Source organism: Paraburkholderia sediminicola, assembly GCF_046026855.1.
In the GTDB taxonomy this organism is placed as follows: domain Bacteria; phylum Pseudomonadota; class Gammaproteobacteria; order Burkholderiales; family Burkholderiaceae; genus Paraburkholderia; species Paraburkholderia sediminicola_A.
Genome location: NZ_JAQQET010000015.1, coordinates 59,440 through 79,499, shown reverse-complemented (window position 1 = coordinate 79,499; position 20,060 = coordinate 59,440). Strand labels below are relative to the sequence as shown.

Below are 20,060 nucleotides of genomic sequence, written 5' to 3'. Positions count from 1 at the left end.
GAATGGCGCCTGCCGACGCGTCCGCGCCCCAGCCATACTCGCCCCAGAACATCGCCTTGAGCCCCGGCATGCCGGCGTATTTGCCGTCGAACGTGTAACGCAATTGCAGTGACTGCTCATGCGGCGCGTTGTAGTCGACGTCCATCGAGTTGGTCAGGTAGATACCGTTGGTTTCGTTGACATAGTCGAAGTCAGCGGAAACGCGCGGTTGTCGTGCGGTCTTATCGTTCGTCCTGCTGATGACAGGACGAACGAGTCCCCGGGCGCGACGGTCTGCCGCGCCGGGGGAATACGGTTTTAGTTTGCAGACTGGTTGTTTTAGCGACCCGCCAAGGGCACTTCCTTCGGGGCGTCGCTCACGCGAATGCATGCGATGCGTGTCGCGCTCGCACCATGCGTGACAGGCTGCGGAATTTCGTTCGCGCAGGCCTCGATCGCATCCGGGCAGCGCGTGCGAAACGCGCAACCGGAGGGCGGACTGAGCGGCGACGCAATTTCGCCGCGCAACAGCAGATGACGGCGTGCGCGTTCAACCACCGGATCGGGCACCGGCACGGCCGACAGCAACGCGCGCGTGTATGGATGACGCGGCGTGCCATACACGTCGCGCTTGTCGCCGAATTCCATCACACGTCCCAGATACATCACCAGCACGCGGTGGCTGATTGCTTTGACGACCGCGAGATCGTGCGCGACAAACAGCAGCGAAAGCGACAACTCGCGCTGCAGATCGCGCAACAGGTTGACGATCTGCGCCTGGATCGACACGTCGAGTGCCGACACCGGCTCATCGCATATCACCAGTTGCGGCTCGCCGATCAACGCTCGCGCAATACCGACGCGCTGGCACTGGCCGCCGGAAAACTCATGCGGATAACGGCGCAGATGCTGCGCATTGAGACCGACGCGTTCGAGCATCGTCAGAACACGCCGCTGCACGTCGATGCGGGCAATGTCCTGGCCGTAAGTGGTTAAGGGTTCGGCGACGATCTGTTCGATCGTCATGCGCGGATCGAGCGAGGCGAGCGGGTCCTGGAAGATCATCTGCACATCGCGGCGCAAGCGCGAGGTGTCGCGGCGCGCGCCCGTCAGTACGGTTTCCTTGTCGAGCCAGCGCACGCTGCCTTCTGCCACCGGCGCGAGGCCGATGATCGCGCGCGCCAGGGTGGACTTGCCGCAACCCGATTCGCCGACGAGGCCAACAGTTTCGCCGCGCCGCACGCTGAACGATACGCCGTCGACTGCGCGCAGCGTCGCTTTGCCCGACCACGGAAAGCCGCCGCGCGGCACACCGAATTGCACCTTGAGGTTGTCGACCGACAGGAGGGTTGCCGGATCCTGATTCTGGTCTTGACGCTGGTTGGCAATGGAAGTGGTGTTCATACGTGTTGTACCTCCATGATTTCCCGCACCGGTCGATGGCATGCGCGCAACGCGTCGGCGGCCGTGGGCGACACCGTGAGCTCAGGCCGCGATTCGCGGCACCGGTCGGAGCAATACGCGCAGCGCGGCGCGAATGCGCAGCCCTCACCGACTTCACCCGGCAACGGCGGGTTGCCGGGAATGGTTTGCAGCGGACGGTCATCGTCATCGGTCAGACGCGGCAGGGCGTTCAGCAGGCCGATCGTGTACGGGTGCGTCGGCGCGGCGAACAGCGTGGCGGCGTTAGCTTGCTCGACGGTCTGGCCGGCATACATCACCATCACGTCGTCGCACAAACCGGCCACGACGCCCATGTCGTGCGTGATCAGAATGATCGCAGTGCCGCGTTCGCGGTTCAGTTCGCGCAACAGCTCGATGATCTGCGCCTGCACAGTCACGTCGAGCGCGGTGGTCGGCTCGTCGGCGATCAGGATTTCCGGCTCGGAGAGCAGCGCCATCGCGATCATCACGCGTTGCCGCATACCCCCAGAAAACTCGTGCGGATACATGTTGATGCGGCGCGCGGCATCGGGAATGCGCACCGTTTCCAGCGTTTCGATTGCGCGGCGGCGTGCTTCGCGGCGCGACATCTTGCGATGCAGTTGCAGCGTCTCGGTCATCTGCCGTTCAATCGTCAGGAACGGATTGAGCGAGGTCATCGGATCCTGAAAGATCATGCCGATGCGGTCGCCGCGAATCCGGTTCAGCTCGGCTTCGTTCATCGTCAGCAGGTTCTCGCCGCGATACTTTGCTTCACCGGACACCTTGCCGTTGCCGGCCAGGAGGCCGAGCAGCGCCATCACGGTCTGACTTTTCCCGGAGCCCGATTCGCCGACGATGCCGAGCGTGCGGCCCGCTTCGAGCGAGAACGATACGCGCTGCACCGCGTCGACGGGCGCGCCTTCGCGGCGCGTAAAGCGCACGCTCAGGTCTTTGACTTCGAGTAGCGGCATGTCAGCGGTCCTTCGGATCGAATGCGTCGCGCAGACCGTCGCCGACGAAATTCACGCAGTACAAGGTGACGCACAGCATCACCGCGGGGCACAGCAGCAGCCACGGCATCGATTCGAGCTTCTGCGCACCGTCCTGAATCAGGACGCCCCAGCTTGTCATGGGTTCCTGCACGCCGAGGCCGAGGAACGACAGCACGGATTCGGTCAGCACGATATTGGGCACGGTCACGCTGGCGTATACCACCACCACGCCGAGCAGATTCGGCACGATGTGACGCGCGATGATCGAACGCGAACTCACACCGATTGCGCGCGCGGCGTCGATGAATTCGCGTGAGCGCAGCGACAGCGTCTGGCCGCGCACCACGCGCGCCATATCGAGCCACGAGAATGCGCTGATCGTCAGCACGACGAGATAGAACGCACGGCCGAACATCGTCATCATCAGGATCGCGATCAGCATGTAGGGGATCGCGTACATCATGTCGACGATGCGCATCATCACCGCATCGACGCGGCCGCCCAGATAGCCGGCGGTGGCGCCGTACGCTACGCCGATCAGGCCGGACACCAGCGTGCCGAGCAGACCGACTTCCAGCGAGACGCGTCCGCCCTGCAGCGTGCGCGCGAGCAGATCGCGGCCGAGTTCGTCGGTGCCGAACCAGTGCATGTTCGAGAGCGTCGGCGCGAGGCTGATTGCGCTCCAGTCGCTGTCGATCGGATTGTTCGGCAGAAACCACGGACCGGCCACGCACGCTATGACGATCAGCAGCAGGACGACGAAGCTGGCGAACGCCGCGCGATTGCGCACGAAGCGCATCGCGGCGGTAGCGAGCGGCCCGCGCGAACGCGGCGCTCTTGCGATAGCCGCGAGCGGATCGAGCGCTGCGGCAGTCGATTGAATTGAGCGGGGCATGGTTCAGTACCGGATGCGCGGATCGAGCCAGGCATACGCCAGATCGACCAGCAGATTGAACAGGACGGCGACCGCGGTGGTCAGCACGACGAGGCCGAGCACGAGGGTGTAGTCGCGGTTGATCGCGCCATTGACGACCAGTTGGCCGAGGCCGGGCAGCGCGAACACCGACTCGGTGACCACCGCGGCGGTAATCGACGAGATGCAGATCGAGCCGAGCAGCGACACCACCGGCATCAGCGCTGGTTTCATCGCGTGGCGCAACACGATCGTGCGGCCCGGCAGACCCTTGGCGCGTGCGGTGCGGATGAAGTTGCCCGACAGCACCTCGATCATGCTGCCGCGCATCACGCGGGCAATGCCGGCGACATTGATGATGGTGAGCAGCACGATCGGCAGCACACGATAGCGCCACTCGCCATCGCCCCAGCCGCCGGCCGGCAGCCAGCCGTTGCCTGCGGAAGTCTTGAGCAGGATCGCGAAGATCCACACCAGCACCGGACCCAGCACGAACGGCGGAACGACGTTGCCGATATTGCCGAGCACCATCACCAGGTGATCGATGAAACGGTCGCGCCGTACGGCGGCCAGCGTGCCGAGCGTGACGCCGATCACGAGCGCGATCGGCACCGACACGCCGCCTACGCCGAGACTCACCGGCAAAGCCTTCCACACCAGATCGTTGACCGACCAGTCGGCGTAGCGGAATGACGGACCGAGATCGCCATGCAGCAGCGAGCCGAGGTAGTGGAGGTACTGCAACCACAGCGGCTCGTCGAGGTGATACTTGGCGTTGAGGTTCGCGAGCACGGCCGCCGACAGGTGTTTCTCCGTATCGAACGGCCCGCCGGGGGTGAGGTGCAGCAGCAGATAGCACGCGGTGATCACGGCGAGAATCGTCGGGATCGCCCAGAGCGTGCGGCGCAGCGTGTAAGCCAGCATGACGGTGCTCCCGCGCTTAGTGCTTGATCAGGTACATGTCTTGCGTGGCGCGCTGGTCGACGTAATTGGTCGACGTGTAGCCGCCCACATACGATTTGACCAGTCGGTCCGCCGAGTACTGGAAGAGCGATACCAGCGGGTAGTCGTTCATCGCCAGATCGTGCGCCTGCGTGAGCAGGGCGGTGCGCTTCGCGTCGTCGAGTTGCTGGTTGCCTTCATCGACCAGCTTGTCGACTTGCGGGTTGCAGTAGCGCTGATCGTTCTGCACGCTGTTGCAGCGTATCAGATCGAAAAACGAGTTGGCGTCGTTGTAGTCGACGAACCAGCCGTCGCGCGAGGCCTGCACCTTGCCGTCGTGGCGTTGCTTGAGCAGGACCTTGTATTCGACGTTTTCGAGCCTGGCGGTCACGCCGAGCTTGGTGCGCCATTCCGACGTGGCAAACAGCGCGACCTTCTTGTGCAGGTCGTTGGTGTTGTAGGTGAGGGTGAACGTCAGCGGCTTCGCGTCCGAATAGCCTGCGGCCTTCAGCAGGTTGCGTGCGTAATCGACGCGTTTGGCCATCGGCCAGCTTGCCCAGTCGGGCGTGAAGACGTTCGCGCCTTGCGTGCCCTTGGCGATCAGGCCGTACATCGGCACCTCGCCGTCGGCCGTTAGACGCCTGGTCAGCAGATCGCGGTCCAGCACCATCGCCAGCGCCTGGCGCACGCGCTTGTCCTTGAATGCCGGGTCTTCGTTGTTCAGGCTGTAGTAGTAGGTCGCGATCTGCAGGCCGGTTTTCAGTTCGGAGCCGAACTGTTTGCTGAGCTGTGCGTAGATGCCCGACGGAATCGAATACGTGTAGTCGAACTGGCCGGCCTGATACATACGCATTGCCGTTTCGTCGTTTTCGATCGGCAGATAGGTCACTTTCGTGATCACGACCTTGCTGGCATTCCAGTACGTACTGCTTTTGGTCGCCACCAACCGGTTGCTCGGTTGCCAGTCGGTCAGCACATACGGGCCGTTACCGACGAAGTTACCCGGCCGGGTCCACTCGCCGCCGAATTTGGTAATGGTCTCGCGATTGACCGGGGCCATGGCCGGCATGGCGGTCAGTTGCGGGAAGAAGGCGGCGGGCACTTCGGTGGTGACTTCGAGCGTGTACGGATCGATGGCGCGCGCGGCGAGACTCGTCAGCGGTGCCTTGCCGGCGAGAATCGCCTTGGCGTTCTTCACGAATTCGACCAGCACCGTGTATTTCGAACCCGTCTTCGGATCGAGCACGCGTTGCCATGCATAGATGAAGTCAGCCGCCGTGACCGGCTGGCCATTGCTCCAGCGCGCGTCGTGGCGCAGCTTGAAAACCCACGTAGTCGGCCCGGTGCGCGTCCACGATTGTGCGACGCCCGGCACGATCGCACCGGCCGCGTCGATGCGCGTCAGACCTTCGAACATGTCGAGCGCGATCGTGTCGCCGGTCCAGGATTCGATATGCGCGGGGTCGAGCGATTCGGTTTCGGCCGGCACCTGGCGGGTCATCTCCTGGCTGGCAGCGAGCGTGACACCTGCGGGCACCGTGACGGCGAAGGCGGAAGGCTGAAACGTAAGGACGAGCGCGGTCAGCGCCGTCGCGTAGACGAACGGGGTTTTCATCGGTTGAGATCGCAGGAAAGGTCGAGAGAAGAACGCGCTGGCGCCAGGCGCCCGGTTATCTGCGGTGCTCGGGCCGGGGAGGCCCTTGTTGCCCGTGTTGGTTGCGCGACATGCAGGATTCCTTACATTGCGTAATGCAGGCAAACCCTGGCCGGATCAACCGGAAAAGGTGCCTGCTTTTTAGAACAGTCTCGGTGTGCCCACCCAGACGACCACCGACTCGATACGAGCGGTATTCGCCCAGCTATGCGGCACCGTCGATTCGTAATGCGCGCTGTCTCCCGCGTGCAGCACGAACGTCTTGCCTTCCAGCGTCAACGACACTTCGCCGTCGATCACATACACAAACTCCTCACCGGCGTGCGTGGTGACTTCCGAGCGCTTCTGCCCGGGCGGCATCCTCACGAGGATCGCTTCGAGTTGACGGCCGCCCGTCAGATTGGTCAGCCGTGCAAACAGATTGGCCGAGTCCGCAAAACCGAAAAACTTCAACTGATCGCCGCGGCACATCGAGCGTTCTTCGCTTGGTGTGTCGACGAAATACTGCACCGTCACCCCGAGTGCGTGGGCAATCCCGGCCAGCGAAGTGATGGACGGTGATGCCAGACCGCGTTCGACTTGCGACAAAAACGGTTTGGAAATACCCGCCGCTGTTGCCGTGTCATCCAGCGTGCGCTTGAGACGTTGGCGCAGCGCGCGGATCTTACTGCCGAGTTCGAGTGCCGGATTCTTCTTTTGAATTGTCGTGACCATAGCAGGAGGAAATTAGCCCGTCAAAATTTGTTTGATATAAGTAAATATGGTTTGATTGCGGTCCAGGCCGGGGTGGCGGGCCGTTCAGCGCCCGGCCGTGCAAGGGGCCGCATGTTCGAGACAACGCTCTATGTTGCCAGAACCGAAATTCGCACCCGCCGTTTTGACCGGGGTCGACCAGAAACTGAAGGTGGATGCGGTAAAGACTGCTGCATTGTAAGGGTGTCGGCATTTATGCAGATTGAGTATGGGGAATCGTTAAAGCCATGACATCAAAGACTATTTTCAGCCACACGCGATTGCGCAGCGAAGCTGCTATCGCGTGTAACAACAGGTAATTGGCGTGGCATCAGTGAATTCCCTGAGTGACGAATCGTGCTTCTATTTGCAGAATCAGCCCCGCTTGGCGGTTGGGCACACGTGTTTGTATCAGACGCGACGCCGGCCGCTGTTTTTCATTCCGCACGCAGCGATCCTGCGCGGCGGAGCGTTGTCCGGCACGTTCCATCCGAACGCTGGCCGGCATGAGGACATCACTATTACTGCCGATTTTTCCCGCCGCGGGCATTGCGCCCGCCGCTTGGCGTGGCCGCCGTCTGCCGCCCGCCGGATAGCCGCCGTCCAGATCGCCGGCCTCCGGATGGCCGGCCTCCGGATCCCCATTTCCCGCGATGCTTTATCATTGAGCCCGTTCCGCTTGCCGGAGCCCGAGCCCGATGTGACGCAGCGGCCTCCCGGACGATTTCCTTCGGGGTGCCCCTTAGGGGGACTTCCTTCGGGGCGGACCGCGTGGCGGGCCCCTGTCCCATTCCCTGGTTTTTCTGCTGGTACCGGCGCCTCAGTTTGCAATTCAGTTTGCAAATGAGCGCGCGGCTCAGTTTCCAGATGAACACGTAGATGAACGTGCCACCGACTACGCACATGCATAGGCAAATGTGTGTGTCGCGTCGCGCATGGTCCATCGACCGTTTTTCCAGATCCAGTTTTTCGCGGCGCGTGGCCAGCCCACGCGCCGCCGTAACCGTAAGAACAAGAGGCACATGATGAATTCGTCCAATCCCCCCGGCGCGCGCGTCTCGCAGAGCCGTTCGTTCTCGACAGTCTTTCTGATCGAGATGTGGGAGCGCTTTGGTTACTACGGGATGGCCGCGCTGCTGGTCCTGTTCATGATCGACAAGCTGAACTTCACCGACAGCCACGCCACCCTCACGTGGGGCGCGTTCACGGCACTGGTGTACGCATCGCCGTCGATCGGCGGCTGGATCGGCGACAAGATTCTCGGCGCGCGCCGCACGATGATTTTCGGCGCCGGCGTGCTGGCGGCCGGCTATTTCATGCTGGCACTGCCCAACGAGCAATTGAGCTACATGTACGCGTCGCTCGGCGTGATCGTGGTGGGCAACGGGCTGTTCAAGGCGAACGCCGCGAACCTCGTGCGCCGCATCTATGAAGGCGACGACGCGCGCATCGACAGCGCATTCACGATCTACTACATGGCGGTCAATATCGGCTCGACAGCGTCGATGCTCGCGACGCCGTGGATCAAGGACCATTGGGGGTGGCACACGGCATTCGCGGTCTGCTGCGCGGGCATGCTACTGTCGGTGCTGAACTACTTCATCATGTTCCGCACGCTCGCGCATATCGGCTCCGCGCCGGACGCCGGACCGATCCGCTGGAAGCGCGTCGGCGCGGTCGCGCTGGGTGGTATCGTGCTCGGCACCGTAACGATGTTCGTGCTGCAGCACAAGGCGATTGCGGTGGCTTGCGTGTACACGGCGGGCGTCGCGATTCTGGCGATCTTCGGCTACATGCTGATGAAGTGCGAACGCTCGGAGCGCTCGGGTCTGGTTGCCGCGCTGATCCTGACCGCGCAGGTGATCCTGTTTTTCGTGTTCTACGTGCAGATGTCGACGTCGCTCACGCTGTTCGCGCTGCGCAACGTCGATCCGCGCTTCGTGCTGTTCGGCGAGACGCTGTTCACGTGGAGCGCCGCGCAGTTCCAGGCCCTCAATCCGATCTGGATCATGTTGCTGAGCCCGCTGCTCGCGTTGCTCTATACGAAGCTCGCGAAGAGCGGCAAGGACGTGCCGGTGGCGGTCAAGTACGCGTTCGGCTTCGCGGTGGTGGCGGCTGGCTTCTTCGTGTATGCGGCGAGCGGCAACTATGCGGTGAACGGGCGCGTGTCGTCATGGTTCATGGTGGGCGGTTACGGCTTGTATTCGCTCGGTGAACTGCTGGTGAGCGGGCTGGGTCTCGCGATGATCGCGCGCTACGTGCCGGCGCGGATGAGCGGCTTCATGATGGGCGCTTATTTCGTGGCAACCGGCGTGTCGCAGTATCTGGGCAGCGTGGTCGCGAACTTCGCGCAGATGCCGGCGGGCGATATGGACCCGCTCGAATCGTTGCCGTTGTACGTCAAGCTGTTTACGGGCCTGGGCTGGCTCGCGGCAGTGGGTGCGCTGGTTGCCGTGCTGCTGTTGCCGCTGATGCGCAAGCTGTCGCGTGAACATCAGCGTTGCAGCGACGAAGCGCGTGAGAATGCGCGGCAAACCGCTGCATTGAGTGGGGCGGTGGCGGAGTAATCTGCGGCGCGCATCTACTCCGCACATTTACTCCGGCATTTTCCGGAAAGAAACCGCAATCCGGTTCCAGCCGTTGATCGCAATGATCAACAAGGTCAGGTCGCTAATCTCCTGTTCGGTGAAATGCGGCTTCACCGCTTCCCACACCTCGTCCGGTACGCGTGTTTGCGCGACCAGCGTGACCGATTCGGTCCATTCGAGCGCCGCACGCTCGCGATCGGTGAAGAACGGCGCTTCGCGCCACGCCGCTACCGTTGCCAGACGCCGTTCGGTTTCGCCGTGCTTGCGCGCGTCCGTCACGTGCATGTCGAGGCAGAACGCGCAGCCGTTCAGTTGTGACGCGCGGATCCGCACCAGTTCCGCGAGCGGTTTGTCGATCGTGCTTTTGCCAATGGTTTCTTCGAGCGCGAGCATCGCACGGGTGCCGCTTGGGCTGGCTTTGTAGAAGTCGAGACGGGCTTGCATGCACTGTTCCTTATCGTAAGTTTCCGCTCCGATGGCGGCGATGGAGGTAAGCTTACGATTGGTATTGGTCTTTCGGAATAACCATTTCTCGGATATTTGAGGTAACCACTCGGATGGAGATCCATATCGCGGTAGAAGGGCGTCACGATCTGTCCGGACAGATCTATCGGCAGTTGCGTGCCGGCGTACTCGAAGGGCGCCTCGCCGGCGGCACGCGTTTGCCGTCCACGCGCGACCTCGCCACGCAACTGGGCGTGTCGCGCAAGACCACGCTCGAGGCATTCGAACGGTTGCTTTCTGAGGGCTATCTGAGTGCTCGCGCCGGTTCGGGCACCTTCGTGGCGGACGGTCTGGAGCGTCTGCCGGTGGAGCGCTCGCCGCATGCTCGGGCCGCCGAGACGGCGCGCGAACGGGCGAAAGCGAAACCGAAATCGGCGGCGCGCGCCCAGCCTCTGTGGGAGCAGATGTCCGAGCCCCTGCCGTTGCCGTTGCCCACGGTGGCCTCGCCGCACGATTTCGTCGGCGGCGCGACCGACAAATCGCTGTTCCCCTTCGACGTCTGGCGCCGTTGTGTGAACCACGCTTTGCGTGTGCAGGCGCGCGGCCCAGGCACCTACCGCGACGCGGCCGGCGAGCAGGAGTTGCGTCTCGCGATTTCGCGCTACCTGGCGTTCAACCGGGCGGTCGTGAGCAACTGGGATGAGGTGATCGTCACGCAAGGCGCGCAGCACGCGCTCGATCTGATCGCGCGCATCACCTTGCGTCCCGGCGAAATCGCGGCGCTCGAAGACCCCGGCTACCCGCCGGCGCGAGCATGCTTCATGGCCACGGGCGCACGCGTGGTGCCGGTGCCGGTGGACGCCGAAGGCCTGATCGTGAGCAAGCTCCCGGACAAGGCACGGCTTGTCTACGTGACGCCCTCGCATCAGTTCCCGCTCGGCATGCCGATGAGTCTGGAGCGGCGCGTCGAGTTGCTCGAATGGGCGCAGAAACGTGGCGCCGTGATCATCGAGGACGATTACGACTGCGAGTACCGTTTCGAAGGCCGGCCGATGGAGCCGCTGAAAAGCCTCGACCGCGCCGGTCTCGTCGCCTACGTGGGCACGTTTTCGAAGACCATTTTCCCGGAGCTGCGGGTCGGCTACGTGGTGCCGCCGGCCTCCCTCTATGGTCCGCTTTTCAAGGCCCGGCAGATCGCCGACTGGCACGGCTGCACGCTCACGCAAACCGCGCTCGCGACCTTCATGCTCAATGGCGACTTCGCCAAACATCTGCGGCGCATGCATAAGATCTATGCGGGCCGTCGCGCGATGCTGCTGAAGCATCTGCGGGGCGATCTCGCGCCGTGGTTCGAACCGATCGTGCCGGTCGCCGGCATCCATATGGCCACGCGGCTGAAGGCGCCGTTGACCGAGGCGGCGCTGGTGAGCGCCGCGCGTGAAGCGTCGATCGGTTTGTATGGGCTCGCACCGTTTCATCAGCGCGTGAAGCCGCAGCCCAGCTTGATGTTCGGCTACGGCAGCATCGCCGTCGAACATATCGACGCGGCGCTCACGAAGCTCGCCGGTATCCTGCCGCGCCTCACGCGCTGACGACCCGGAACACGTAATAACATTACTTAAACCTATCTAACGCCATACAAATCAGTGTCACAAAGCAATCGTAACCTTGCGCCTCTGTAATTGTTTGTAAGGCAGTGCCGGCCCGGATGGACCGGCGCGACAACACGACAAACCGGAGGATGGCAGGGATGCGAGTTACGTTTATGGCAGGAAAAAGGATGCGCACGCTTCGCGCGGCCGGTGCCCTGGGTGCACTAGGCGCGCTGAGCGCGATCGGCATCGCGGCATGCAGCAGCAGCGACATCGATACGCCGCAGTCGCAGCCGCAGGTGGCGAACGGTACGAAGGCGACGCTCGCGTTGCTGGAAACCACCGACATCCACACCAATCTCCTCAGCTACGATTACTACAAGCTGGCTGAAGACAAGTCGCTCGGTCTGGAGCGCACGGCGACGCTGATCGCGGCGGCGCGCAAGGAATTCCCGAACACGATGTTGCTCGACGACGGCGACACGATCCAGGGCACAGCGCTCGCCGACTACGAGGCGCAGGTCGCGCCGATCGATTGCAAGACGACGCTCGGCGTCTACAAGGTGATGAACCTGCTGAAGTACGACGCGGGCACGATCGGCAATCACGAATTCAACTACGGCCTGCCGTTCCTTGCGCAAGTCACCGGCAACGCATTCGACGTGCCGAACATGAGCCCGGTCGCGTCGCAACCGGCATGCGCGGGGCCGAACTTTCCGCTGGTGCTCTCGAACGTGCTCGGCGCGAAATCGCAGCAGCCGATTTTCAGGCCGTACACGATCCTCGAGCGCACGCTCACCGCCACGACGCCCGACGGCAAGACCATTGGCGCGCCGGTGAAAATCGGCGTGATCGGTTTCACGCCGCCCGCGATCATGGCATGGGACAAGCGCTGGCTCGACGGCAACGTCTACACGCAGGGGCTGGTGGAAAGTGCGTCGAAGTACGTGCCGGAAATGAAGGCGAAGGGCGCGCAGATTATCGTCGCGATGTCGCATGGCGGGCTCGACAATTCGACCTATTCGCCGTCGATGGAAAACGGCAGCTACTATCTTTCGAAGGTGCCCGGCATCGACGCGATGCTGATCGGCCATTCGCATCAGGTATTCCCCGACAAGAACAGCACGGTCACGCAATTCAACCTGCCGGGCGTCGACAAGGTGAAGGGCACCGTCAACGGCGTGCCGACCGTGATGGCGAATTTCTGGGGCAAGCATCTCGGCGTGATCAAACTCGCGCTGAACTACACGAACGGTACTTGGACGGTGGACCGCACGTCGAGCACGGCGGAAGCGCGCTCGATCCAGAACGCGGATAACAGCTACGTGGCAGTCGATCCGGCGATTTCGCAGGCGATCGCAGCCGAACACAACGCGACCATCAACTATGTGAAAACACCGATCGGCACGACCGATTTCCGCATGAGCACCTATTTCGCGGATGTGGGCGACGTATCGGCCATCGAGATCGTCAACCAGGCGCAGGCCGCTTACGTGCAGGACTACATTTCCGCGAATCTGCCGCAATATGCGGGCATTCCGGTGTTGTCGGTGAGCGCGCCGTTCAAGAGCGGCTTTGGCGGCGGCAACGATTTCACCGACGTCTCGCAAGGCAACGTTGCGATCAACAACGCCGCCGACCTCTACCTGTACCCGAACACGATCTACGCGGTGAAGGTGACGGGCGCCGATCTGAAGGCGTGGCTCGAAACCGCAGCGAAGCGCTTCAACAAGATCGATCCGGCCAATACGGCAGCGCAGGCGCTGGTCAGTACCTATCCGGGCTATAACTTCGACATCATCACGTCGAAGGATTTCAGCTATGAGATCGACGTCACGCAGGCCGTCGGCAGCCGGATCCGCAACCTGAAATATCAGGGTGCGGCGATCTCGGACGCGCAGTCGTTTATCGTCGCGACCAACAACTATCGCGCGAGCGGCGGCGGCAATTTCCCGGGTCTGGATGGCAGCAAGACGATTTACGCCTCGCCAGATGCAAGCCGCGACGTCCTGATCGCTTACATCAAGAAGGTGCAGGCCATCAAGGCGGCGAACAACGGCAGCGACCGTAGCTGGCGTTTCACGAAAGTGGCGACGGCCGGGCAGGTGACGTTCAAGGCGGCGCCGAACCTGGTGGCGCTCGCGCAGACCAACGGCATCACCAACGTTACCCAGATCCAGACCGACGACGGCACCGGCAAGGGTCTTGCGGTCTACTCGGTGAACCTCAACCAATGACCGCGCGCTTCTCTTTGCAGCCCGCGGCCGTGGCGGCGACCATCGCGGTGGCCGTCGTGATTGCCGCCGGTACGCTCGCCACGGTCGCGGCCACGCGCGTGGCGACGCCCGTGTCGAATGTGCAAATCGACGCTTGGCGCATGCAGGGCACGGCCACGCACGCGGCGTGGCCGGTGTGGCGGTTGCGCCTCGCCGCGGCGTTCGGTAACGCGGCGGCGCGTGAGGCTCTCGCCGACGTGCTGGTGAGCTCGGCGCAACTCCACGAACGGCGCCAAGGCGTCGAGTTGTATCGTCAACTTGCGCTCGGCGGTGTGGCGGGCGCACGAGCCACACTCGGACATCTGCTGTTGCGCGGACTGCCCGGCATTACGCCGGATTACGTGGAAAGCCGCCGCTGGTTGAGCGAATCCGCATTGCATGATCCGCAGGCTGCTTACGATCTGTCGACGCTTTATCGCAACGGCTACGGCGTCGCGCGTGATCCGCGTCTCGCGATTCGCTGGCTGGAACAGGCTGCGCAAGCGGGCGTGCCGCTCGCGCAATTCCAGCTCGCCAACGAATATCGTTTCGGCACGACGCTGCCGCACGACGACGTCCTGGCGTTGCAATGGCTGACACGCGCGGCCAGTGCGGAGTTACCCGAGGCCAATCTGGCGCTGGCAATCGCGTATCGCAATGGCGAACTCGGCATGGCGCGTGACGAAGACGCGTACTGGGCCCACGTAAAAGAGAGCGAGCACGATCTGAAACACGTCAGCCGGCCCTGATCGCGCGTTGAAGCGGCCTGCGATTTTCTGTCGCAGAGCAACGTTAGCCGCCCCCTGCAGAGACTTTCGCTGCAGGGGGCGTGTTTTTTCCGCCGCGTGAATCGGCATCGCGAGCGCGCCGGAGAGCGGCGATCTGGCGATCGCGTCGCTTCGATTCGCGATCCGCCGGGCATCGCCCGGCACCGAAAGTGCCTCTATTCATGCATCGAAACGACTTGTAACGCGCGTTACGTGTTCGTGTTGCAGACCTCGCCGACGCACGTTTACCCGCTAAAACAAGGATCAAAATGTGTTGCGCAGTCTGCGCCACGCAACAAACCTTCGCTGTTATACACAAAAGAGTCGCGCAAATCGCATTAGCGCTTGTAGAATCCGGCGTTGAAGCGTGCACATACCGTATGCGCTTCGTGCAATTCACTGACCACTACAGGTAGGAGAAACATGCCGACTTCCGCAAAAAAGGTGGCCAAGAAGGCTGCTGCCCCGGTACCGACCAAGAAGGTTGCTGCAAAGAAAGTTCCTGCGAAGAAAGCCGTCGCAGCTAAGAAGGTCGCCGTGAAGGCGTCCAGCGCTCCGTCGCCGATCAAGGACACCTTCACGAAGGCCTCGCTGGCTGCTCACGTCGCTGAACGCGCTGCTGTTGAACCGAAGGCTGCCAAGGCTGTGCTGGCCGCGCTCGAAGACACGATCCTCGGCGCAGTGCACAAGAAGGGCGCTGGCGAATTCACGCTGTCGGGTCTTCTGAAGATCGTCGTGCAAGCTGTGCCGGCGAAGAAGAAGCGCTTCGGCAAAGACCCGTTCTCGGGCGAAGAGCGTTGGTTCCCGGCCAAGCCGGCTAGCGTGCGCATCAAGGCACGTCCGCTGAAGAAGCTGAAAGACGCAGCAGCAGGCTGATCGTGCTTGATGCGTTGTCGCGGTTTTTGAGCGTGGGTTTTTAACGGTGCGTTTTTAGCCGTGGGCTTTTAACCGTACGCTTTTAACCGTGATTAACGTTTGAGCCGACCCGCAGTGCGAGTTGTCCAAATCCCCGTGGATGCAAATCCCCGGGGATTTTTTATGCGCGCCTGCTGCGGTCCGCGCATTCGCCGCCGCCCGCCACGGTGCCCCTTATGCACCGTACTAGCGCATCATGGGCCGCCGCAGTACGATGGCAGCGAGGCCATGCCGGTCAGGATGCGCTCTTGGCGTGCATGCACCGTGTTTAGCACGTGAAAAGCCGAATGGCATAGCGCTTGCTTCAACGATTGTCGAACACCGAATGCGCAGCGCATTCGCCTTCTATCCGACAACAAGAGCGGGGCGTGACATGCGATGCTATGACGAGATGCGTCATCATGACGATGCCGTGCGGCCACACTACGCGCGCTTTGAGAGGTGGCTGGTGAAGCAGGGCAATGAGGCGATCGCACGCAAACGTGCGGAAGCCGACCTGCTGTTCCGCCGGGTCGGCATCACCTTCGCGGTGAACGGCGATTTGTCCGGCACCGAGCGGCTGATTCCCTTCGATCTGATTCCGCGCATCATTCCGCGCAGCGAATGGCAGACCCTGGAGGCCGGTTTACGCCAACGGGTGCAGGCGCTCAATCTGTTTATCCACGACGTCTATCACGATCGCAACATCGTGCGCGCCGGTATCGTGCCGGCCGAACAGGTCTATACCAACGCGCAATACCGGCCTGAAATGCAGGGTGTTAACGTGCCGCTCGGTGTTTACGCGCATATCGCCGGGGTCGACGTGGTCCGCGCGGGCGACGAGGGCGACTTTTACGTGCTCGAAGACAACCTGCGGGTGCCGTCGGGCGTGTCCTATATGTTGGAAAACCGCAAGATGATGATGCGGCTTTTCCCCGAGCTGTTCGTGCAGAACCGCATTGCGCCGGTCGCACATTATCCCGATCTGCTGCTCGACACATTGCGCTCGGTTGCGCCCGAAGGCGTCGACGATCCGGTCGTGGTGGTGCTCACGCCGGGCATGTATAACTCGGCATATTTCGAGCACACCTTCCTCGCGCAACAGATGGGCGTCGAACTGGTGGAGGGCAAGGATCTGTTCGTCGACGACAACTATGTGTTCATGCGCACCACGCAGGGGCCGAAGCGTGTCGACGTGATCTACCGCCGCGTCGACGACGATTTTCTCGATCCGCTCGCCTTCCGCAACGACTCGGCGCTGGGCGTGCCGGGTCTGCTGACCGCCTATCGCGCCGGACGCGTGGCGCTTGCGAACGCCATGGGCACCGGCATCGCCGACGACAAATCGATCTACCCGTACGTGCCGGAAATGATCGAGTTTTATCTGGGTGAGAAGCCGATCCTCAATAACGTGCCCACGTTCCAGTGCCGCAAGCCCGACGACCTCGCGTACACGCTCGCTCATCTGGCCGAGCTGGTCGTGAAGGAAGTGCATGGCGCGGGCGGTTACGGGATGCTGGTGGGGCCGGCGTCGACGAAAGCCGAAATCGAATCGTTCCGCGAACGTCTGATTGCGCGGCCCGCCGGTTATATCGCGCAGCCCACGCTGGCGCTCTCCGCGTGTCCGACCTTTGTCGAAGCGGGCATTGCGCCGCGTCATATCGACTTGCGCCCCTTCGTGCTGTCTGGCAAGAGCGTGACGATGTGCGCGGGTGGTCTCACGCGCGTGGCCTTGCAGGAGGGCTCGCTCGTCGTCAATTCGTCGCAGGGGGGCGGGACCAAAGATACGTGGATGGTCGACTGACGCGGTTGCCAATGCGGTTGCTGCAGTGGCTCATGTCACAGCTCGTGCAGCATCTCCTGTAGCCATGCAGGCAACCGCGCCCGCAACCTGACGCGCCGGCGCAGCAGTCAAACCGCCGCCGGCGCACACGGATAACCAGCGCGGACCTTTTACTTTTGCAAAGGTCCCGCGTCATCAGATACGGAACGCCGTCATGCTAAGCCGAACCGCCGATCACCTTTTCTGGATGGCCCGCTACATGGAGCGCGCGGAGAACACCGCCCGCATGCTCGACATCAACCTGAAGGCACTGCTGTTGCCGCAAACGCCCGAACAGGATGCGCGCACGCAACGTTCGGTGCTGCGCATCTCCGAACTCGAGTCTGCCTTCGCGCAACGCTACGACGAACCGACCCGCGAACATGTGCTCGATTTCATGGTGGCCGATGCGACCAATCCGTCGAGCATTCATTCATGTTTGCAGGCCGCGCGCGAAAACGCCCGCGCCGTGCGCGGCACCTTGACGACCGAATGGTGGGAAACCATCAACGACACCTGGCTCGAGTTCAACGAACGCGCCTCGTCCGGGCAGGCGTCGAGCAATCCAGGCGCGCTATTCGAGTGGGTGAAGTTCCGCTCCCACCTGTCACGCGGCGTGACGATCGGCACCGCGTTGCAGGACGACGCGTTCTTCTTCACACAGCTCGGTACCTTCCTCGAACGCGCCGACAACACCGCGCGGATTCTCGACGTGCGCTTTGCCGACGTCGAGCCGAACTCACGCGATGCCGCGCGCCAGCTCGAAGACTTCTACTACTGGACTTCGATTCTCAGTTCGGTGTCGGCGCTGGAGATTTATCGCAAGGTGTATCGCGATGTCGTCACGCCGGCGCGGGTGGTCGAACTGATGATCCTGAACCAGCAGATGCCGCGCTCGCTGCTCGCTTCGCTCGAAGGCGTCTGCGCGAATCTGGCGATGCTGCGCACGGCGGGCTCGAACCAGTGTGAGCGATTTGCCGGCAAGCTGCGCGCCGAGCTGGTGTACTCCGACATCCGGCAGATTTTCGAAGCCGGCCTGCACGCCTATCTGACGCAGTTCCTCGCTCGCGTGTTCGAGCTTGGTAATCTGGTTGCGCGTACCTATCTGATGCTGCCAGTCGCCTGACGGAGTTTTATATGTACCTGACGATCCGCCACGACACGTCCTATCGTTACGAAGCGACTGTCCATTATTCGATCCAGCAACTGCGTCTGACGCCGTCGAGCGGCGCCTCGCAGGTGGTGCGGCGCTGGAGCATCGATGCGCCCGGCAAGCTCGACGCCACCTTCGATGCTTATGGCAATGTGCTGCATACGCTCGTCATCAACAAACCGCACGGCGAGATTCGTCTGCACGTAGCGGGCGAAGTGGACACGATCCCGCTGATCGACGGCCAACTGCCCGACGCAGTCGGCCCGATTCCGCTCGAGCATTTCACCTGCTCGACGCGTCTCACCGAGGCCGACGCGGCGATCCGCGAACTGGCCGGATCGGTGCCGAGCCTTGCGAGTTCGAGCAATCTGATTGCGTTGTCCGAGCAGATCGTGCAGCGCGTGAAGTACAACCCGGGCATCACCGAAGTTACCAGCACGGCCGCCCAGGCGCTCGCGCTCGGCAACGGCGTGTGCCAGGACCATGCGCATCTGATGCTGGCATGCTGTCGCGCGCGCGGCATTCCGGCGCGTTACGTGAGCGGCTACATCGAACCCGGCGAAGTCGAGCACGGAGCGAGTCACGCATGGGTCGACGTATGGCTCGACGGCAAGGGCTGGATTTCCGTCGACGTCACGCACGCCGCGTTTGCCAGTGAGATCTACTGCCGGCTCGCCGTGGCGCGCGACTACGAAGCCGCAGCGCCAGTGCGCGGACGGCGTATCGGCGGGCTGGAGGAGCAACTGAAGGTGTCCGTCACGGTCAGTGCGCAACTGGCGCAATAGAGGGGCCAGGGGGCAGGCTCCAGGGGCGCTGACCGGCCGCCTGACAGGCCCCTGGGCCGGCCTTGGCATCATAGGGGTGACGCCTGCCAGCAGGCCTGACGAGGGGCCTGGATGAGCGTCAGCCCGCATAGCGCTTCAGATTAGGCCCGCACGCGCCGTAATAGGGGTAAGGTGCATGCGCGCCGCATTACAATAGCGCCGTTCTGTCGTCTTTCGCGGGTACCTTTCCTTATGACTTACTGTGTAGCGATGTCCGTCGACGACGGGCTCGTGTTCCTCTCGGACACGCGCACCAATGCGGGCGTCGATCACATCAGCACCGCACGCAAGATGTCGGTGTTCGAGCAACCGGGCGAACGCATGCTCGTGCTGCTGGGCGCCGGCAATCTGTCGCTCACGCAAGCGGTGCTCCACGAACTGTCCGAGCCTGCCGATCCCTCGCTGCCCACGCTCTGGAACGCGCCCACTATGGCTGACGCGGCCCGAGTGATCGGCCGTGCGGTGCGTTGCGTGCATCAGCGCGAAGCCGAGGCGTTGCAGGAATTCGGCGTCGAGTTCAATTGCAGCTTCATTCTCGGCGGCCAGATCGCAGGCAACCGGCCGCGTCTGTTCATGATCTACGCGGCGGGAAATTTCATCGAAGCGTCGGCCGTGAACCCGTATTTCCAGATCGGCGAGGCCAAGTACGGCAAGCCGATCATCGACCGCGTGCTCACGCCGTCCACGCCGCTCGACGAAGCCGCCAAGTGCGCGCTGATCTCGATGGATTCGACGCTGCGCTCGAATCTGTCGGTCGGTTTGCCGCTCGATCTGCTCGTCTACGAGAAAGATGCGCTGCACGTCACGCGCTTCGTCTCGATCGATCACGACAATGCGTACTTCGAGATGATTCATCGCACATGGGGCGAGCGCTTGCGCCAGGTGTTCGGCGAAATTCCCGATCCGGACTGGCAGGATTCGCCCAATGTGCCGCTGCTGCAGCGTGAGCGGGCACTGGTGCTGCATCGCGCGCCGGTGGGTGCGGACGGCGTGGAGCATGAGCTCGATGCGAAGCCCGCACAGACGTTGGCGCAGGCGGAGAAGGGCAAGGCCCAGCGGCGCTAGGCGGTTCAGGGTAGTAGCG

The 20,060-nt window shown here is 62.7% G+C and carries 16 protein-coding genes and 1 pseudogene; 9 read left to right on the top strand and 8 right to left on the bottom strand.

Annotation, left to right across the window (positions count from 1 at the left end; genetic code table 11):
* Nucleotides 1-4: 4 nt before the first annotated feature.
* The 7 genes and pseudogenes from PQR40_RS18115 to relB all read right to left on the bottom strand — a co-directional run.
* Nucleotides 5-190, bottom strand: a pseudogene (locus tag PQR40_RS18115) (OprD family outer membrane porin); the annotation flags it as partial.
* 128 nt (nucleotides 191-318) lie between these two features.
* Complete coding sequence (locus PQR40_RS18110) at nucleotides 319-1,383, bottom strand: ABC transporter ATP-binding protein (protein ID WP_408228154.1); 1,065 nt, start codon at nucleotides 1,381-1,383, stop codon at nucleotides 319-321.
* Nucleotides 1,380-2,375: an ABC transporter ATP-binding protein gene (locus PQR40_RS18105; protein WP_408228151.1), complete on the bottom strand. Its 996-nt coding sequence runs from the start codon at nucleotides 2,373-2,375 to the stop codon at nucleotides 1,380-1,382. Before PQR40_RS18105 ends, PQR40_RS18110 begins: the two co-directional genes overlap by 4 nt.
* A gap of 1 nt (nucleotide 2,376) precedes the next feature.
* Nucleotides 2,377-3,291, bottom strand: coding sequence for an ABC transporter permease (locus PQR40_RS18100; RefSeq protein WP_408228148.1), 915 nt, complete (start codon nucleotides 3,289-3,291; stop codon nucleotides 2,377-2,379).
* 3 nt (nucleotides 3,292-3,294) lie between these two features.
* A complete protein-coding gene (locus PQR40_RS18095; RefSeq protein ID WP_408228145.1) occupies nucleotides 3,295-4,233 on the bottom strand; it encodes an ABC transporter permease subunit in 939 nt (312 codons plus the stop codon).
* Between the two features lie 16 nt (nucleotides 4,234-4,249).
* Nucleotides 4,250-5,866 (bottom strand): peptide ABC transporter substrate-binding protein, encoded by a 1,617-nt coding sequence (locus tag PQR40_RS18090; protein WP_408228142.1) that lies wholly within the window; start codon nucleotides 5,864-5,866, stop codon nucleotides 4,250-4,252.
* Nucleotides 5,867-6,046: 180 nt separating this feature from the next.
* Complete coding sequence (gene relB, locus PQR40_RS18085) at nucleotides 6,047-6,619, bottom strand: type II toxin-antitoxin system RelB family anti-toxin (RefSeq protein WP_408228139.1); 573 nt, start codon at nucleotides 6,617-6,619, stop codon at nucleotides 6,047-6,049.
* 1,043 nt (nucleotides 6,620-7,662) lie between these two features.
* On the opposite strand from relB, the gene PQR40_RS18080 reads away from it, so the two are divergent.
* A complete protein-coding gene (locus PQR40_RS18080; protein ID WP_408228554.1) occupies nucleotides 7,663-9,204 on the top strand; it encodes a peptide MFS transporter in 1,542 nt (513 codons plus the stop codon).
* A 27-nt stretch (nucleotides 9,205-9,231) separates the two neighbouring features.
* On the opposite strand, the gene PQR40_RS18075 is transcribed toward PQR40_RS18080, so the two are convergent.
* A complete protein-coding gene (locus PQR40_RS18075; protein WP_408228136.1) occupies nucleotides 9,232-9,669 on the bottom strand; it encodes a carboxymuconolactone decarboxylase family protein in 438 nt (145 codons plus the stop codon).
* 113 nt (nucleotides 9,670-9,782) lie between these two features.
* Here PQR40_RS18075 and pdxR point away from each other — a divergent pair, with 113 nt between their 5' ends.
* The 8 genes from pdxR to PQR40_RS18035 all read left to right on the top strand — a co-directional run bounded on the left by pdxR (nucleotide 9,783) and on the right by PQR40_RS18035 (nucleotide 20,041).
* Nucleotides 9,783-11,261, top strand: a complete 1,479-nt coding sequence (gene pdxR / locus PQR40_RS18070) for a MocR-like pyridoxine biosynthesis transcription factor PdxR (protein ID WP_408337224.1) — start codon at nucleotides 9,783-9,785, stop codon at nucleotides 11,259-11,261.
* Nucleotides 11,262-11,449: 188 nt separating this feature from the next.
* The gene (locus PQR40_RS18065) at nucleotides 11,450-13,498 is read left to right on the top strand and encodes a bifunctional 2',3'-cyclic-nucleotide 2'-phosphodiesterase/3'-nucleotidase (protein WP_408387871.1); all 2,049 of its coding nucleotides are present in this window, start codon (nucleotides 11,450-11,452) and stop codon (nucleotides 13,496-13,498) included.
* Entirely contained in the window at nucleotides 13,495-14,265 is a 771-nt protein-coding gene (locus PQR40_RS18060) for a tetratricopeptide repeat protein (RefSeq protein WP_408509513.1), read from the top strand. The genes PQR40_RS18065 and PQR40_RS18060 overlap by 4 nt, the downstream gene beginning before the upstream one ends.
* 441 nt (nucleotides 14,266-14,706) lie before the next feature.
* A complete protein-coding gene (locus PQR40_RS18055; RefSeq protein WP_028198339.1) occupies nucleotides 14,707-15,159 on the top strand; it encodes an HU family DNA-binding protein in 453 nt (150 codons plus the stop codon).
* 412 nt (nucleotides 15,160-15,571) lie between these two features.
* Nucleotides 15,572-16,981 (top strand): circularly permuted type 2 ATP-grasp protein, encoded by a 1,410-nt coding sequence (locus PQR40_RS18050; RefSeq protein WP_408228125.1) that lies wholly within the window; start codon nucleotides 15,572-15,574, stop codon nucleotides 16,979-16,981.
* A gap of 193 nt (nucleotides 16,982-17,174) precedes the next feature.
* Nucleotides 17,175-18,125, top strand: coding sequence for an alpha-E domain-containing protein (locus PQR40_RS18045; protein WP_408228122.1), 951 nt, complete (start codon nucleotides 17,175-17,177; stop codon nucleotides 18,123-18,125).
* An 11-nt stretch (nucleotides 18,126-18,136) separates the two neighbouring features.
* Complete coding sequence (locus tag PQR40_RS18040) at nucleotides 18,137-18,937, top strand: transglutaminase family protein (protein WP_408228119.1); 801 nt, start codon at nucleotides 18,137-18,139, stop codon at nucleotides 18,935-18,937.
* 231 nt (nucleotides 18,938-19,168) lie between these two features.
* Entirely contained in the window at nucleotides 19,169-20,041 is an 873-nt protein-coding gene (locus tag PQR40_RS18035; RefSeq protein ID WP_408228116.1) for a proteasome-type protease, read from the top strand.
* The last annotated feature ends 19 nt before the right edge of the window (nucleotides 20,042-20,060 follow it).